This is a genomic window from Leptospira mayottensis 200901116 (assembly GCF_000306675.2).
Classification (GTDB): Bacteria; Spirochaetota; Leptospiria; order Leptospirales; family Leptospiraceae; genus Leptospira; species Leptospira mayottensis.
Window position 1 is genome coordinate 140,001 of sequence record NZ_CP024871.1, and the last position, 17,500, is coordinate 157,500.

At 38.4% G+C, this 17,500-nt stretch carries 10 protein-coding genes and 3 pseudogenes; 10 read left to right on the forward strand and 3 right to left on the reverse strand.

The annotated features are described in order from the left end of the window. Positions 1-68 precede the first annotated feature (68 nt). Together LEP1GSC190_RS00625 and LEP1GSC190_RS00630 are read left to right on the forward strand one after the other, a co-directional pair. Positions 69-2,111, forward strand: a complete 2,043-nt coding sequence (locus LEP1GSC190_RS00625; RefSeq protein WP_002763480.1) for a sigma-54-dependent Fis family transcriptional regulator — start codon at positions 69-71, stop codon at positions 2,109-2,111. A gap of 272 nt (positions 2,112-2,383) precedes the next feature. Next, a pseudogene (locus LEP1GSC190_RS00630) lies at positions 2,384-3,612 on the forward strand (IS256 family transposase). 40 nt (positions 3,613-3,652) lie between these two features. Here LEP1GSC190_RS00630 and LEP1GSC190_RS00635 read toward each other — a convergent pair. Then, positions 3,653-4,402: pseudogene (locus tag LEP1GSC190_RS00635) on the reverse strand (IS110 family RNA-guided transposase); the annotation flags it as partial. Positions 4,403-4,777: 375 nt separating this feature from the next. On the opposite strand from LEP1GSC190_RS00635, the gene LEP1GSC190_RS00645 reads away from it, so the two are divergent. Next, complete coding sequence (locus tag LEP1GSC190_RS00645) at positions 4,778-6,004, forward strand: DUF3095 domain-containing protein (RefSeq protein ID WP_004279768.1); 1,227 nt, start codon at positions 4,778-4,780, stop codon at positions 6,002-6,004. Here the strand turns inward: LEP1GSC190_RS00645 and LEP1GSC190_RS00650 are convergent. Further along, positions 5,993-6,391 carry an SET domain-containing protein gene (locus LEP1GSC190_RS00650; protein WP_004279840.1) on the reverse strand — a complete coding sequence of 133 codons (399 nt, stop codon included), beginning with the start codon at positions 6,389-6,391 and terminating at the stop codon, positions 5,993-5,995. The genes LEP1GSC190_RS00645 and LEP1GSC190_RS00650 overlap by 12 nt on opposite strands. A 53-nt stretch (positions 6,392-6,444) precedes the next feature. Then, entirely contained in the window at positions 6,445-8,274 is a 1,830-nt protein-coding gene (locus LEP1GSC190_RS00655) for an ABC transporter ATP-binding protein (RefSeq protein WP_002763193.1), read from the reverse strand. A gap of 182 nt (positions 8,275-8,456) precedes the next feature. Between LEP1GSC190_RS00655 and LEP1GSC190_RS00660 the strand changes: the two genes are divergently transcribed. From LEP1GSC190_RS00660 to LEP1GSC190_RS00690, 7 genes and pseudogenes are all read left to right on the forward strand, one after another. Next, the gene (locus tag LEP1GSC190_RS00660) at positions 8,457-9,074 is read left to right on the forward strand and encodes an ACT domain-containing protein (protein WP_002763095.1); all 618 of its coding nucleotides are present in this window, start codon (positions 8,457-8,459) and stop codon (positions 9,072-9,074) included. A gap of 164 nt (positions 9,075-9,238) precedes the next feature. Then, positions 9,239-10,708: an HD-GYP domain-containing protein gene (locus tag LEP1GSC190_RS00665; protein ID WP_002763134.1), complete on the forward strand. Its 1,470-nt coding sequence runs from the start codon at positions 9,239-9,241 to the stop codon at positions 10,706-10,708. Between the two features lie 1,313 nt (positions 10,709-12,021). Continuing rightward, on the forward strand, positions 12,022-13,515 hold the full coding sequence (locus tag LEP1GSC190_RS00670; RefSeq protein WP_002763204.1) for an HD-GYP domain-containing protein: 1,494 nt from the start codon (positions 12,022-12,024) through the stop codon (positions 13,513-13,515). A 66-nt stretch (positions 13,516-13,581) separates the two neighbouring features. Next, positions 13,582-14,724 carry a chorismate synthase gene (gene aroC, locus LEP1GSC190_RS00675; RefSeq protein WP_002763042.1) on the forward strand — a complete coding sequence of 381 codons (1,143 nt, stop codon included), beginning with the start codon at positions 13,582-13,584 and terminating at the stop codon, positions 14,722-14,724. Between the two features lie 252 nt (positions 14,725-14,976). After that, positions 14,977-16,440 carry an NADH-quinone oxidoreductase subunit G gene (locus LEP1GSC190_RS00680; RefSeq protein WP_004279796.1) on the forward strand — a complete coding sequence of 488 codons (1,464 nt, stop codon included), beginning with the start codon at positions 14,977-14,979 and terminating at the stop codon, positions 16,438-16,440. Beyond that, the gene (locus tag LEP1GSC190_RS00685; RefSeq protein WP_002763100.1) at positions 16,427-16,954 is read left to right on the forward strand and encodes a NuoI/complex I 23 kDa subunit family protein; all 528 of its coding nucleotides are present in this window, start codon (positions 16,427-16,429) and stop codon (positions 16,952-16,954) included. Before LEP1GSC190_RS00680 ends, LEP1GSC190_RS00685 begins: the two co-directional genes overlap by 14 nt. A gap of 216 nt (positions 16,955-17,170) precedes the next feature. Beyond that, positions 17,171-17,423 (forward strand): annotated as a pseudogene (locus LEP1GSC190_RS00690) (RNA polymerase sigma factor); the annotation flags it as partial. Positions 17,424-17,500 lie beyond the last annotated feature (77 nt).

Below are 17,500 nucleotides of genomic sequence, written 5' to 3' on the forward strand. Positions count from 1 at the left end.
AAATTTTAAGCATGTCAGGATATGTAAAGCCAAGTCCTTTAAGATCTATACAAGAAGTTGCAACTGCCATGAATTCTACTTTGGATCCGGATAAACTTCTAGACTTAATTCTAGAACGTTGCATTCAGATTTGCGAAGTCGGTTCTGGTTCTTTGATGTTGATCAATGAAAAAGAGAACGTTTTGGATATCGTGACATTTCGGGGCATGAATCCTTCTGTTAGAACCAAGGTTAAATTAAAGGTTGGAGAAGGCATTACCGGAATTGTAGCTGCATCCGGTGAAGGGATGATCGTTAGCGACGTTACGGCTAATCCGCATTATATTTCCATAAAGGACGATATTATGTCGGAGTTGGCGGTTCCTATGATCGTCGAGGACGTAGTAATCGGTGTTATTTCTCTGGATTCCAGTCGGAAAGGTGCTTTTAATGATGAGCACCTAGAAATTATCTCGACTCTTGCCAATCAAGCCGCACAGATTTTTAAGAACCTACAAATTTTCAGACAGCTCGAACAAAAGAATAAAATACAACAGGTGTTAATCGATATTTCTAGAACCGTTACTTCCACATTGGTTCTTCAGGAAATTTTCGAAGACATCATGGATCGTTTAGAAAAATCCTTAAACTTAGAGCGTGGAAGTATCGTTCTTTTCGAAGCTGAAAAAGCGATTTTGAAACTCGAAGCAGCTTCCGGTTTAACCGCCGAAGAAATGGAAAAAGGGGTTTATCTTCCTGGAGAGGGAGTTACCGGAAAAGTTTTTGAAACGGGCGAGCCTGTCATCGTGGAATCGATCGCAAACGACGAAAATTTTTTAAATCGAGTGGGCAACGCCGCTCATTTTAAAAATAACCCAGAAAACGTTAGTTTTCTTGCGGCCCCAATCAAATCCGATACGGGTGTTTTAGGGGTCGTGAGCGTTTATTTTGTCCATAAAAAATATATTGACCTAAAAACTTATTTAGACTTTCTGCAAGTAGTCGCTTCCGTAATCTACCAAGCAATTCGAATTCAAAAACTTATTGACGAGGAAAAAAGAGAGATCTCAAGAGAAAACGTTCTCCTTAAAAGAGAATTAAAAAATAAATATAAGTTTGGCTCTTTGATAGGAAAGTCCAAGCCGATGGAAAAACTTTTCGAGATGATTCATCTCGTTTCGGATTCAAGAGCTTCCGTTTTAATTACGGGAGAATCCGGAACTGGTAAAGAAATGATCGCGTCCGCGATTCATTATAATTCGTCCCGTGCAGATAAGCCGTTTATTAAAATCAATTGTGCGGCGATTCCGGAAAATTTACTAGAAAGCGAACTTTTTGGTCACAAGAAAGGTTCTTTTACCGGGGCGGTTTCGGATAAAAAAGGAAAATTCGAAATGGCCGATACAGGAACTATTTTTCTTGATGAGATCGGTGAGATGGATCTCAATTTGCAATCTAAGCTTTTGAGAGTTCTTCAGGAAAAAGAGATCGAAGCGGTCGGTTCTATAAAACCGAAGAAGATCGACGTGAGGATTATCGCTGCGACTAACGCCGATTTGGAAAAACTAATCTCGGAAAAAAAATTCAGACCGGACCTTTTTTATAGACTCAATGTCGTAAATATGCATACTCCACCTCTTCGTGAAAGAGCGGACGATATTCCTCTTTTGATCAATCACTTTATCGCGAAGTATGCAGAAGAAAACGGTAAAAAAATCACGGGGGTTACAAGAGAAGCACATAAGCTTTTGATGAATTACAACTGGCCTGGAAATGTCCGAGAACTTGAAAATGTTATCGAACGTGCGGTTGTTCTTTCACAATTAGAAATGTTGGATATCCAAGATTTCTCCGAGATCAATGGACGTCTTCTCTACGGAAACGAAGATTTCGATCTTGAAATGGGTGATTCGGAAACATCCTTGGAAATAGCCAATTCCCGATTTTCTTCCTCTCATTTGGACGCTCTTGATGGAAGAGCAATTGAAGTTATAATAGGTGAGGTGGAAGCCCGCCTGATTAAGTATGCGATGAAAAAGTTCAAGTATACCAAGACTAGAGTCGCCAAATTTTTAGGGATTAATCGAAATACTTTGGATAAAAAGATTAAGGATCTCAAAATTGATTATTGATTATTGATTATTGATTATTGATTATTGATTATTGATTTTGGGTCAAGTCATAAGTTCGTAGGAAAATAGTGATCTGATTCTTTCATTTTATTTCAAAGTTTCTTTTGTAAGAGACTTAGAGTGTGAAAGAAATCAAGTGATACTACTTAGAATCCGTCTCAAAATTTTAGAAACTACTGCATTTAGTCAGTAACGACTTTAAAGTCGAGGGTGTCGTGTCGATTGTGTAAATGACTTGTGAATAACCAAAAAGTAACAAGGATAAACCCAATATGAGCAAACCCAAAAATCGAGCTGAAGAGCTACTCGATGAATTAATCAAAGATAAGAGTCCTGAAGATCTACTGGGAAATGAAGGCCTCTTAAAGCAACTAACGAAATCACTGATAGAGCGAGCGATGCAAGGTGAGATGACGCATCACCTTGGATATGAGAAGAATTCCTCGTTGGGCAATAACACAGGAAATTCTCGGAATGGCAAAAGTAACAAAAAGCTCAAAGGAGATTTTGGAACAATCGATTTGGAAATACCTCGAGACAGAAACGGCAGTTTCGAACCTCAGATCATACAAAAAGGTCAGACACGTTTTACCGGCTTCGATGACAAAATCATTTCGATGTATTCACGCGGAATGACAACTCGCGAAATTTCCGAACATCTCCAAGAAATTTATCAAGTTGAGGTTTCATCGGATCTAATTTCTCAAGTAACCGATTCGGTACTGGAAACGGTGATCGAGTGGCAGAATCGTTCTTTGGATAAAGTATATCCGATTCTCATCATGGACGCGTTAGTCGTAAAGGTGAGAGATGGTAACCACGTAGTGAACAAATCCTTCTATTTGGCTTTAGGAATCAATTTACAGGGAACAAAAGAGATTCTTGGGATCTGGGTAGAACGCACTGAAGGAGCGAAGTTCTGGCTTCAGATCTTAACCGATTTAAAGAATCGCGGAGTTGAAGATATCTTAATTCTTGTGTCGACGGGTTAAAGGGATTTCCGGATACGATCATATCAGTTTTTCCTAATGCACAAGTTCAACTTTGTATCGTTCATATGGTAAGGAATTCTTTGAAATGGGTTTCTTACAAACAGAAGAAAGAGTTGATGATTGATTTAAAGGCTATCTACAAATCTCCGTCGGCAGAGATTGCTAAGAAAAGCCTTGATGATTTTTCAACCAAATGGGACAGTCAATATCCGATGATCAGCAAGTCCTGGAGAAACAATTGGGAATCGGTGATTCCTTTTTTGGCTTATCCACCTAATATTCGTAAGGCGATTTACACCACAAACGCCATCGAATCTATGAATATGGGTTTAAGAAAAATTATCAAGAATCGGGGTTCGTTTCCTACCGATGAAGCGGCTATCAAGCTTCTTTATTTAGCTTTGAATAATATGTCTAAAAAATGGACCATGCCTATTCAAGATTGGGGAAAAGCAATGAATCAATTTTCGATTATTTTCGGCGATCGGTTGAAGTTCGATTCGTTTTAAGATATGTCATTTACACAGGAACGCTGACACCCTCCACCCTCGTTTTGAATCGTTTGAAGTCACAAACCTCACAAAGTAAAAACATTGCGGTTAGATAATCCACTCCTCGGAAACATCTTAATACTCCCACTTTCTCTCGATACGGTTCACTTTCCGCTATCTCTTGTATCCTCTTATCCATCGCTTTTAAATTCTCTTCTTGAACTCTTACTCGACTATAATAGTCGTTAAACGTCTCTTGAAGGATCTCGTTGTTAAACTGTAGATTGTTCAACCATTTGTTATGACTGACTGTCCAATACTTTGTTGCTGAGTAAGTTATACCCTTTCTTAATAAGAATTTCATTAACCTTTGACGATTCCTTCCTAAATCCAAACGAAGGCTGTCACGGGATCTCAAATAATCCCTTACCGCTTCGTCCTCTTCACTCGGTACATGAATCGATTCTAATTCTCCACTTCGCAATAATTTTGCTAATTTGATCGCATCTCTTTTATCGGTTTTGATCTTATCCGAACTTTGTCTTGGTATCTTTCCTGGCGCTACAAGGATACAATTCACTCCCAAAGACTTTAGATTTCTGTAAAGTGGATAACCGGTTACTCCCGCCTCGTAACAACTATGTATCTCGTTCCATTCTGATTTTAGTTTATTGACGAACTTTTTGATCTGAACCTCATTATGTTTTATCTGCTGTTCTTTTACTATTTCCTTTGTATTGTTCGTTAAACACGCAATTCTAATCGTTTCTTTGTGGACATCCATTCCTACATATACTTTTCTTTTCATTACGTTCCTTCTGTTGGTTTTCTTGTTTTGTGGTAAATGCTTGCATCTAACCCACGGTTTTCAAGCCCAGAAGGGGCGCCATTTTGTCTTAATTTTTCGACCTCTGAAAAGCAGTATGTTGGATTTGGAGAACCTTGACTGAATTTAACAATACATGAAAGTGTGGTGGTTCTTGGTTTCCAATTTTGGGTTTTAGGGTAAGTTAAGAAAAATACGTGTAAAAATTTCAAGAACTTCCAAGTATAGCATCTATTTGTTTCGAAATTTTTGAATTCGATTCAGATTGATTTCTAAAAATGTAAAGTTTTTTCAATATAAGGGAGTTTTTAAAATTCTTTTTGGGAATAAAATATAACTATTATTAGGTGAAATAAGATGATTCAAACCATCGATCGACAATCAACGTTGAATACTCAGAATTTTTATAAATATCTGCCAGCACTTTCCTCTTTTACGGAGATTATAGAACCTTCCAATTATTTTACCGTTCCGGACGATTGGAATATAATCATCACGGATGTAGTGAACTCGACGGATGCAATTCGAAATGGGCATTATAAGGACGTAAACATTGCGGGTGGTATCACGGCGATGGCTGTCTCCAACCTCATGGGGGATATGGATTATCCGTTTTTATTCGGAGGAGACGGCATGACATTGTTGCTTCCGGACAGTGTTCTTTCCGCAGCGAAAGATATCTTATTTTCGATTCGAGAATCGGTGAAAAGTAACTTCGGCTTGAAGCTTAGAGTTGGAATCGTAAACATAGGGGAGTTGAAAAAAAGCGGTAAAGAATTAAAACTTTGTAAATTAAAAATTTCCGAATTTTACAATCAGGCGATCTTAACGGGAAACGCTTTAGATATGGCGGAAAATCTCATTAAGAGTGACGATTTGACGAATCCTTATATTATCCCTTTGACTCATAAAGCTAAGATTAAACCGGATTTTACAGGTTTTACTTGTCGTTGGCAGGATATTCCAAGCCATCGGGGAGAAACGGTTTCGTTTATCATTAAGATGAATTCTTCGAGCGTCGCTTCTGATCAAGAATTGTTGAAAATTGTCTTGGATCAGGTTGGCGTTCTCCTGGGGAACGATGTTGAAATTCATCCTCTTAAAGAAGAAAAAATCAAAGTGGATCTATCTGGAAAATATTTTCGTAAAGAAGCAACAGTTCACTCTGGAAGCAGAAAAGGAATTTTTCATTTTTTAAGAATGTTCAAGATCAAAATCGAAGGGATTACGCTCAACCTTGCCATCAATACACAGTGGAAGTTTGGTCCGAAAGTGAACGGAATGGAATTACGAGAATTAAGAAAATCTCAAGTACTTGCTTCCGATTTTAGGAAATACGATGGAACATTAAAGATGGTCGTTGCTTGTGATTCCGATTCCAGAGAATCGTTTCTCAAATTTTTGGACGACCTTTATAAACAAGGAAAACTCTTTTACGGATATCACGTTTCCGATAGGGCTTTGATGACTTGCGCTTTACACGAGGGTTCCGTGAGAGAAGTCCATTTTGTGGATTCGGCGGACGGAGGTTATGCTCTTGCTGCAATTCAACTCAAAGAACAAATAAAAGCGTCAAAAAATTAAACCGAGTTTTATTTTCCAATTATCGTCGAAAAGTTTATAATTGCATGTGAGTTCTTCTCCTTTTAGAATCAATCTCGTTGCAATATCTTGTCCCATTGGGTTTGTTTGATCGCTCGTAAAGTCTTCTTTCGTATTTGGATCGTCACTGTGATTCATAAATTTGGAATTATCCGAACAGTAGAACCACTTTCCGGCGGTTTGATAGGAATAAGTGCGAAACATTTCTTGAACGGATAGAGGAAGGGAATTCAGTTCTTGATCGGTTAAAACCCAGACCGTCTTAGGATGGTATTTCCAAATCAATTCGCCTTTTTGAATTTCTCGGCCGGCAAAAAGACCGAAACCGCCGATCGGAGAATCAGCGATGTATGTGGGTACTAAGAGCATTGGAAAGAATGTAATTTAGCTGGGAAAAAAATTGCAAGTAAGAAAAGAAATTCCTACAAGACCATGGCCTGCTGTTCGGGTTCCGGAACGGAAAATCTTTCCAGTTTTCCATTGCGCATTTGAAAAACTTGATCCGCTTCTCGGATTGTGGAAAGTCTATGAGTAACCGAGATTACCGTTCTTCCTTCTCTTAGCAAAGAAAGGGTTTTCATAATTCTTGCTTCCGTCACCGGGTCTAAGGAAGAAGTCGCTTCGTCCAAAAGAAGAATCTGAGGATTTCTTAAAAATGCTCTTGCTATCGCGATTCTTTGTCTTTCTCCGCCGGAAAGTTTGGTTCCTCTATCTCCCGCGTTTGTTTCGTAGCCCATAGGTAACGAGAGAACCATCTCATGTATTTCAGCTTTTTTGGCCGCTTCAATCGCTTCTTCCAGAGTAGCGCTTGGTTTACCGATACGAATGTTTTCAAAGATGGTAGTGTTGAAAAGAAAGGTTTCTTGAAATACCACACCTATTAGGGATCGAACTGAACTTCTGGATAGGGAATTTAGATTCATACCGTCAAAAAGAATTTTTCCTTCATTAGGTTGCACCATTCCTAGGAGAAGCTTGATGAAAGTGCTTTTACCAACTCCCGAACCTCCTACGATGGCAGTATAACTTCCTTTGGGAATGGTGAGAGTGATATCGCTTAGATTTTTTGATCTTCCCTTGTATCGGAAATGAACGTTCTCGAAGTGGATCGCCTCTTTCAATTCTGGGATCGAAGATTCTTCCGGATCTGATTCGAATACGGGAGCACGTAATAATTCTAAGATCCGTTTTGCCGATCCACTCGCGTGATTCAGTGCAGGTAAATATTGGGAAAGGTACAATAAGGAATAACTTAAATTTAAAAACGGAGGTAAAAAAGCCGCTAAAGTTCCGATACTAAGCGCATTATGATATGCGAATATAGTTCCCACAAGTAAGAGGACTCCTTGAAGGAGTAGAATTCCTGAACCTGCGGAACGTTCCAAATAGGAGTTCGTCAGCCCGAGTCGAAGAGAAACTTGAAACAGTTTTTCACAGTTGTTCTTGAATCTGTTGAAAAAATAATCGCTTAGATCGTAAGCCCGGATCAAGTTTTGTGCGGAAATGGATTCTTCCACCAAACTGAGTACTTGAGCTTCTTCTAATTTTCTTGTGTAGCTGATTTCCGTGGACTTTCTAGATAAAAAGCCAGGCCCTAAAAAACTGATTGGCCAGATAAGCAATGCGATCAAAGCAAGCTTCCAATCCAATAAAAAAAGTAGAATAGTCCCAAAAATTGCCTCTAAAAGAGGGCCGAGTCCCCAAGGAATAAATGCTAGAAGAGCGTGTTCTAATGCTGCAAGATCGTTGAAAAACCTGGAAAGAATATCCCCTAACTTATTGTTGGAAAAAAAATCCAAATTCAATCGATCTAAATGTTCGTACATCTGCAATCGAAGATCTTGGATAATTCTTGCGGAAGCCCAGTTATAAAGATAGTCCCTTACGGTTCCAAGAATTGTAAAAGTAATCGTTCCAATTGCAAGATAGGCTCCGATCCAATAAAGTGCATTTTGATTTCGGTTAATGAGGGCTTCGTCGATTAAATATTTAAAGCTAAAAGGGATACTCGCATAAAATCCGATTTCGAAGCAGAGAAGCCCAATTATGACGGAAATTCTTCCCTTATATTTTTTGGCGAATCGGAATAATCCGAAAATCAAAAGACCTGGTGCACCTTCCGTTTCCGAATTCGGTTTTTCCTTTTTCGGATTCAGGGCTTTCCATTTTTTAGCGGAGCCTTTTTCCTTTTCCAGCGGTAGATGTTCCGATTTTTGGATGAGGTCCGGGTTGTATTCAAGAGGTCTTTTCATACCGTTTTGGGAAATGTCGTTCCTTTTATTTTTGGCAAATATCTCTCATTTCCACTCTACTTTGACTGTTTTCCTTCGAAACCCTGAGGCAAGAATTTTTCACCGAATAAGAGACAGAATACGTCCAGAAAAGAGTCGTTTTTTTTGAAACGCACAATTATCTTTGTAACCAGGTCTATAGGATGATTCATTTTCACTATAAAGAGAACGATGGATTCTATACGGTTACTCTAAAAACTTCCGAAACTGCTCCCGGTACTCTTCATAAAATGGTGAAAGCCATGTTTTTTATGGGCTGGGAAATCGTTTCCGGCGACATCAAGACGATAGAAGAGGAAGGCCAGTTTTATAGCTACGATATTTTTACATTAAAATCAGATGAAACAGATTCTAAAATCAAGGCTTCTAAATTGGGGGTTTTAATGTCTTCCGTATTTACCGACGATTTCGCTTTGGAAGAAATTATTCATCATTCAAGCGAGGTCGATCTTAGAAATACTTATCATCTCGGCCCCGATTCCAAGTTGGAATTCGAAGATATAGAATTGGGAACTAAAACTAAATTTATCCTCGAAGCTCCGGATAGAAAGGGTCTCCTTTATTTTATTACTGGAGTGCTCAAAGAAAACGGGATTAACATTCATTCCGCGACGATTCGGACGGATCGGACCGGAAATCGGGCTCAAGATACATTTATACTTTCCGATACAAAAAGAGGAAGAGGGTTTGCTGGTTCGTCATTAGAAGATCGCGTAAGCCGGAATATACTTGAGATCAGTTTAAATTCTTCCTGGAAATAATCGATAAAATAATTTTTTTTCGTCTCTTATAAAAAATATTCAGTGCAAACAGTTTATTCCCGCCTTTTCATGGATTAACAATGGAATTCTTGAGCCGCTATTTAATATACGTTAACTAGTGTCACTGTATTCAAAAAGTAAATTCACTATTTAAGATTATTCTCATGGACGCCCAAAAAGACTTACAGAAATTCGATTTTACAGAAGAGATCATTCAACACTTTAAAATTAATAGCGTCATTCCGGTTGATTTCTACAACAGAAACGGGCAAATTCTCATTCATAAAAAAGAAAATGCTGACGGAGAGGACATTACAAAATTACTAAGGTTTGAAAACCAGGGGATCTACTTTCTAAAATCCGAATTTGAAAAAATTGCCGGTGGAAAACAAGGTTCCGGATCGGATACCGTAAATGGTCGGGAAGTAAGTTTTGCTAAGTTAGTTAACGCTGACCTAACCGTCGAACTTGCGAGAAATGCCTCAGGCTTTTTATCCGAATTGAAAAAATTTCCTCTTCACGGAAATCAGGTAAGACATCTTAATAAATCTATCGACGGAATATTAGAAGACTTTAAATCTACGCCCGATATGGAAAACGGGTTAGTCAATATCATTGAAGTTATGAGTAATGCCGGGGTTCCAATGGATTCCGAGATACTCACGAAACGTACCGTGATCTCCATGGCGATGAAGGTAAGAGCGGGAAAGGTTTTTACCAAAGTGGATATGGAACAGAAGAAGTTGGATCAGATGAACTTGATGATGTCTTCTTATCTTGCGGATGTGGGTTATACTCAGATGAAAATTCCGGTGCAAAAGGATCTGAAGACGGAAGAATTCGAGTACATCAAAAATCACCCGATTATCAGTTATCTTATGGTGGCTAACCTTCCAGATTTAGATGATAACATCAAAACCCTGGTTCTCAATCACCACCGTCCTCACAAAGGCGAAGGCATGAACAATAATTACCCTCAACCGAAAGTTCTTGTTCATAAGCTCAATCTTTATAAGGAAAAATATAAGGATGATCCGATGAAGGCCGTTTTAGTCGGAGATATCCAAAAACAGATACGGAATATTCTCACCAATAACCTTCCCATAGAAGATATTGGAGTTATTTCCATTGCGGGAGAGTTTGCTTCCCTAACCACAAGACAGGAATGGAGAGAACCGTTTGAGCCTTTGGTTGCGATGAAGTTGATTTTGAATAATAGTTTTTTTGCATATAATGAAAGGACTCTGAGGGATTTTTATGATCACATCGGTCTTTCCTTGTGTAATAATCAACCCTTTATTCAAGAAGGAGATTTTGTAATTGTAGTTACACAGGATTCCAATCAGAAAGTGTTTTTTGAAGTTTGTATCATTCGGGAGATGTATAAAACTCAGATTCGTCCTATGTTGGAAAGGATCGGAACTATCCGACCAAATTTCAGTAATATGGGAAAACTAAGGATTTCCGGATTTGATATTTCTTCGTTAAAACTCGATCGAAGGAGAGCGATTTACAATCTTGAGAAAAATCAAGATCCGAGAAGGATTGTGTATGTTCTAGATCCAAATATGGATGCTCATCTTTACGAAGAATTAACTAAACAAACTGGTGAAATTCCCAAAGAAAGTATTTAGAGTCTGTCCCAAAACCTCGGAATATAGGAACCTCGACGAGAACTTAACGGTTATAAAATATGCTTGGAAGCTCGTAAACTACCAAAGGGACCGTAATTTGTGGTAACTTTCATATTTTATTACGAACTTACTGAATCATTGTAACTGATTCTTTAAAGGTTTTTAAGGCAGGCTCTAAAATTCAAACCAAGGATAACGAACTGCCCTATCAGATTTTTACACGAAATTACAGTTTTGTGATCATCGTTTAATTAAAGATTTATCTTATAAAGGTTCTTTTAATCAGGGAAGTTTTGTACATTAAGTATTTCTAAAATTCTAAGTTTTTCTTTTATCGAAGCTGCCAAACGTTTCAAGAAGATTCGCGTAGATTTTATTCTTTCGGGTAAAATTCGGTTACATTGATAAAATTTTTTTACTACCCGAGCGCATAAAAGTGATATTATAATAAGCTTATTTCAAAAGTTAGAATATGTGATCTTCTTTAAAAAAGCTAACAATTCAGTGTTAGCGTAATTCTTGAAAACTTCCACCTTCTTACAAAATTGTTCGCTAATTTTTAGTATCATTTTCATACGTCCGAGTAGTATAATCCCCGACATTATTTAACGTGAATTTGATGTAAGAAGCTCATTTTATGAAAGTCAATCTTTATTCAAAAAGCAAAATGTAGAAACCCTTACAAACCTGAATTTTGCAGATCTATTCCTAAAATGTAGTAACTCACACATCCATTCTTTGAAAAAATAATTTCAAAGACGATAAGCAGCCAAAATGAGACGTAATTCATGGGAGCTATGACATGATTTCTTAAAAAGTTCAACAATCATTTCATATATAGACTCTTTTCGGTCTCTTTAAGGACTAACGATCCCTGTATAAAGGTATACCGTCAATTTTAATGCAAATCTTGTTTAAAAGCAAAATCTTGGTGGGAACTTTATTATATAGAAATCAGTAATGTGCCGTTTTATCAGTCATTACGGAATAGAATACTATGAATTTTAAAACGAGGACAGAATTCCGGCGCTGAATTTTATGTTCTCGAATAAAACTACGACGAATGTTTTCAAATCGTTTCAAGATCGTAAAGCCGGTTTCTAAACGAAAGAACGGACTTAATTTCTTACGGTTCGTTTTATAAAAATCTTCTATGATTTTAGGAAATAATTTTTTGAATTCTTGCGGCTTTTAGTTAAAATGTACGTTTCATAAATAATTTTTTTCCAGTCCGATTCTGTATTCTTCCTGAGTAGGAATTGTGAAAGGATACACAGACCTCTTTCGAAACGGAACTAAAGGTATTTGATAAAATGAATTCTAATATGAATCATAACTCACATTCGGTTAATAAGGAACTTTTGGAAAAATTCGAATTTAATTCTGACGTTATCAAGAGTTTTATCAGTCAGAGTGAAGTACCGGTCGATTTTTATAATAAAAACGGCCAAATCTTAATCCACAAAAAATCGGATGCATCCGAAGAAGACGTTACAAGGCTTCAAAAATTTGAAAGTCAGGGGATTTATTTTCTTATTTCGGAAAAAGATAAATTTATCAAACCGAAAAATCCGGATGCGGTTCACGGAAGAGAAGTTTCCTTTACCAAACTCGTAAATCCAAATCTTGCGATAGCCCTTGCTAAGGAAGCTTCTGGTCTTTTGGAGGAACTTAAACACTTTCCGTTGACCAACAATCATATCCGTTTGGTTCAAAAAGGTATCGACGATATTCTCGCCGACTTTAAGGCAAGTTCGGATATGGAACTGGGACTTGTAAACGTGATTGAAGTGATGGGACAGGCCGGTCTCAGAACGGCTTCTGAGATGATGACCAAACGTACAGTCATTGCCATGGCGATGAAATTAAGAGGGATGAAAGCTCTTAGTAAAAACGATAACGAAATTCAAAAAATGAAACAACTAAACGTTATGCTTGCTTCCTTTATGGTGGATGTCGGTAAATCTAGGATGAAACTTCCGAATCATATCGATCTTCGTCCAGAGGAATTTGACTATATCAAAAACCATCCAATCATCAGTTATCTTATGATTGGAAATTTAAGTGGAGTCAATTCGGAAGTCAAATCGGCGGTACTCAATAGTCATAGAACTTTCCGTGGAGAAGGTCTGAATAATAATTATCCTTCGACAAATATGATTATTCGGAAATTGACCGAGTATCTTCAAAAGTATAAAGACGATAAATCAAAACAAGTTCTGATTAAAGACATTCAGAAACAGATTCATTATATTCTAAGCAATATTTACACGGACGAAGATCCTGGAATTATCTCGATCTCCGGGGAATTCGCTTCCCTCAGTTCGAATCAGGAATGGCGTCCTGCATACGACGCCGTTGTTTCGATGAAACTGATTTTGAACAATAGTTTCTTTTCTTACAACGAAAAGATTGTTCGAGATTTTTTCGATCTAATGGCTTTGAGTCTTTGCGATAATCGCAGCGTTCTTAATCCGGGTGACTATGTCATAGTCGTTTCGATGGATTCTCAAAAAAAAGTGCACTTTGAAACCTGCGTTATCAAAGAAATTTTCAGACATCAAACAAGACCGATTTTAGAAAGAATCGGGACAATCCGGCCAGTGATTACGAGTAAGGGGAAGATCAAAATTCAAGGTTATGATCCGTATTCTTTCCGTCAGGATAAAAGAAAAGCGGTTTTCGATTTGAATAACAGTATGGACCCGAGAAGGGTTATTTACATCATCGATCCAGAATTGGAACCGAATCTTTATGAGAAAGTCGATCAAAATTTTAGAGGAACAGCTCCTCGTTCCGTGGCCTGACAAAACCAAAGCTTTCTTTTAGAAACTCGCTTTATCCCTGGACTTTACCTTATTTTCTTGGTATCTATGCCTTCTAGTTGGGGAAAAATTTTTAAAGTCGGTACGTTTGGAGAATCTCACGGAAAATCTGTGGGGGTTATTATTGAAGGAGTTCCTGCGGGAATTCCCATTCGTTTGGAAGAAATCCAAAAAGACTTAAATCGAAGAAGACCGGGCCAGAGTAATCTTACGACTCCTCGAGATGAAACCGACACGGTTCGTGTGGTTTCCGGAGTTTTTGAAGATAAAACGATCGGATCCCCGATTGCTCTAGTCGTGGAAAATCAAAACACGAACTCTAAAGATTATGAAAATCTAAGAACCACATACAGACCTTCTCATGCGGATTATACATATCAAATGAAATATGGTTTCCGTGCCCATGTGGGAGGAGGTCGTTCTTCCGTTAGGGAAACAATCGGTCGGGTTGCGGCTGCCGCTATTGCAAGAATGATCCTCAAAGACGATCTTGGAATTGAAACCGTTGCATGGGTAGATTCGATCGGAACGATTCAATCTACCATCGGTGAACAGTATCCGAAATCAAGAGAAGAAGTGGATCAAAACGAAGTTCGTTGTCCGGACGCCGCAAGTGCGGATCAAATGCGTTCTTTAATTCTCAAAATGAAAGAAACAGGGGATAGTGTCGGAGGAACAATCAAATGTGTGTCCTATAATCTTCCTCCCGGATTAGGAGATCCTGTTTACGATAAATTAGACGGAGACCTTGCAAAGGCTGTTCTTTCTATTCCTGCGTGTAAGGGATTTGAGGTTGGTTCCGGATTTTCGGGAACTCTTTTGACTGGAAGCTCGCATAACGATGAATTTTATGTGGAAGAAGGAACCGGAAAAGTCAGGACGAGAACGAACAATTCTGGAGGATTACAAGGTGGCATTTCAAATGGAGAAGAACTAGTAATTCGTGCCGCTTTTAAACCGACCTCCACGATTTTTAAAAAACAGAATACGATAAATCTTAAAGGAGAGGAGACCACTCTAGAAGCCAAAGGCCGTCATGATCCTTGTGTTCTTCCAAGGGCTGTCCCTATTATTGAAGCTGTAGTTAATTTGGTACTTGTGGACGCGTATCTTTATCAACGTGCGATCAATCCTCAATGGTTTCAAAAATGGGCCCGCGTTCCCGATTATTACAAAGACTTAGAGCTTTAAGAATCAGTCTCAAAATGGATGTGGATGTTTTAAAACTTTCATCCAAAAACGCCTAAGGCGATCCAAAGCAGGTTCTAAAATCTAAAATTGATATGGGAATCAATTCGTATGGAAAGAATCCGATAAATTTAAAATAGAACCTAGGAAGAAGTGACAAACGAATAACTTTTTAGAAACGGGTTGCCAGAATGAGAATAGTACGTTTCTATAGAATTGTTTCCCGGTATCGGGCACGATCAAAAGGATGATTCCATGGTAAAAATCAAGATCGACGGAATCGAATATGAGGTGGATGAGAAAAAGAACCTCATATCGGCGGCTAAAGATGTCGGGGTCGATATTCCTTTCTTCTGTTATCACCCTAAACTTTCCATTGTGGGCATGTGTAGAATGTGTCTGATCGAAATCGAAGGAGTCCCTAGACTTCAAGTGGCTTGCAATACAAAGGTGACGGAAGGTCTTTCCATTTTCACAAAAAACGATCGTATCAAAGAGGCGAGGGAAGGAACGATGGAGTTTCTTTTAGCCAATCATCCGTTGGATTGTCCCGTTTGCGATAAAGCTGGAGAATGCCAACTTCAAGACAATGCCTTCCAGGAAGGAAACAGTAATTCCAGGTTTACATTAGAAAAAAGGAATGTTCCTCAGGAAGAGATCGGTACTAATCTGATCATCAATCATAATCGTTGTATCGTTTGTTATCGTTGTGTCCGTTTCGAAGAAGAAATAGTAGGGGAGTCTAATCTAGGTCTTTTTGAAAGAGGATATCATTCCATCATCGGTCTTGCAAAAAGCGAACCTATTCGACATAACTTTCAAGGCGCGCTTGCGGATCTTTGTCCGACGGGGGCACTTCTTAACAATAAGACCTTATTTAAATCGAGAGTATGGTGGTATAAAAATGCAGAGTCGATCTGCCACGGCTGCAGTACTGGTTGTAACATCACAACAAACGTAAGAGATAACAAAATGTATCGATACATGCCTCGAATCGACGAGGAAAAAGACATGTACTTTCTTTGCGATGCAGGACGTTTTGATATTGATTGGTTGAATGAAAATCGATTATTCGCTTATTATCAGGATGGAAATATTTCGGAAAGCGCGGTTGTATTGTCTGCAATTGCGGAAAAGATTCTAAATGCAAAAAAGATAGCGATTCTAGGCGGGGCAACCGAGTCGAACGAGAATTTGAAAACAATTCTACAAAGTGTGGAGTCTTTTGGAAAATCGGTTATTCTAGAAGTGAGAATTAACGAGGTTCAATACAAGGTCCCCGAACAGAAAGACTTTTTGATGACTACGGATTTAAGACCGAATACGAGAGGTGCCGTAGATTCCGGTTTTGTTTTTTCTCAGGGAATCGGCACGGTTCGCAAGGCCATCGAATCGGGGGAAGTCGATTTGGTCTTTATAATTAAGGAGAATATAAAAGAGTTTTTACCTTCTATTTTTTCCAATGCGACTGTTGTATTATTGGAGACTAATCTAACTCAGGAGATTAGTGAAGTTGCATTTGGAATTCCAATTCAGACATTCGCGGAGCAATCGGGCTCTTTTACGAATAAGAACGGGCTAAATCAACGTTTTCAAAAAGCGATGGAACCGCCTAAAGGTTTATTAAATTCCGGTTCTGTTTTCCAGAAGTTGGCGGAAATGGTCAAAGAATCTGCCTCTTCCTCTTCTCCTAAGGAGGTTGGCGTTGGGAACCGTTAACGTAGTACGTGTAGCAAGTCTTCATAAACTTTCCTGGTATGAAAAATTTTATTTTTATTCCATCGGCAAAGGACTTTGGATCACACTCAAACATTTTGTCAAAGCGGCGATTTTAAGAAGAACGGTCACGATCGAATATCCGGAGAAAAAAAGGAAATATTCCACGCGTTTCCGCGGAATGCATACAATGAAACGGGATGAGCAAGGTCGCGAACGATGTACGAGTTGCTTTTGTTGTATGTGGATTTGTCCTGCCGACGCAATTTATATCGAAGCGGGGGAAGTGACTCCTGAAATTCAACATCTTCATCCCGAAGACAAATACGCGAAAAAATTCGAGATCGATTTACTGCGATGTATTTTTTGCGGCATGTGTGAGGAAGCTTGTCCGAAAGGTGCGATCTATCTGGACGGCCCCGGTGAAATGGCGACTGATAACCGAGAAGACTTAATATTAACTAAAGAAAGGATGATGCAAGTCGTAGGTGGTCCGATCATCGGAGAAAGATATTGAGGCTTTTTTAAATAATCCCGGATCGTTTTTTAACATGAGTTCGGCGTAAGAAATTTCTTTTACATATTCATTTTTCCGTCAAAATGAAATGTGGGACTCCCGCGTTTCAAAGGTTAAAACAATATTACAATTGCACGTTTATTTTCAATCACTTGAAGTGAAAGTTTCCGCATTCTAGTTTTTGAGACAAGTTTCGATATTGTTGGAACAATTGAAATTGGGAAATTAAAGAGAAGTTCTTTTTCAATTTTATATGAGGAAAATTACAAAACAGTATATCGTTTTCTTTTAAAGATTTCCAGTGATCGAGGAAGATCTAACTCAAGAAACATTTCTAAAGGCGTTTACTTTTTTCTTTAAGTTTGATTCTAGGGTTGCTTCTTTTAATACATGGACTTGCTCGATTGCGAAAAACTTATATTTCAAATATTATAATAAACAGAAAAGAGAATTTCGAAGTTTACACCTTAGAGTCCGTCCCAAAACCATTCGATTTTATCAGAATCTCTGGGGATCGGTGTGATCGTTTTGAGTTTTGGGACAGAC

Excerpts from the sequence above, each read along its gene's own strand:
- LEP1GSC190_RS00625 (WP_002763480.1), top strand. The coding sequence starts at position 69 with ATGAATTCTACTTTGGATCCGGATAAACTTCTAGACTTAATTCTAGAA.
- LEP1GSC190_RS00680 (WP_004279796.1), top strand. The coding sequence starts at position 14,977 with ATGGTAAAAATCAAGATCGACGGAATCGAATATGAGGTGGATGAGAAA.
- LEP1GSC190_RS00650 (WP_004279840.1), bottom strand. The coding sequence starts at position 6,391 with ATGCTCTTAGTACCCACATACATCGCTGATTCTCCGATCGGCGGTTTC.
- LEP1GSC190_RS00655 (WP_002763193.1), bottom strand. The coding sequence starts at position 8,274 with ATGAAAAGACCTCTTGAATACAACCCGGACCTCATCCAAAAATCGGAA.
- LEP1GSC190_RS00645 (WP_004279768.1), top strand. The coding sequence starts at position 4,778 with ATGATTCAAACCATCGATCGACAATCAACGTTGAATACTCAGAATTTT.
- LEP1GSC190_RS00660 (WP_002763095.1), top strand. The coding sequence starts at position 8,457 with ATGATTCATTTTCACTATAAAGAGAACGATGGATTCTATACGGTTACT.
- LEP1GSC190_RS00670 (WP_002763204.1), top strand. The coding sequence starts at position 12,022 with ATGAATTCTAATATGAATCATAACTCACATTCGGTTAATAAGGAACTT.
- LEP1GSC190_RS00665 (WP_002763134.1), top strand. The coding sequence starts at position 9,239 with ATGGACGCCCAAAAAGACTTACAGAAATTCGATTTTACAGAAGAGATC.
- aroC (WP_002763042.1), top strand. The coding sequence starts at position 13,582 with ATGCCTTCTAGTTGGGGAAAAATTTTTAAAGTCGGTACGTTTGGAGAA.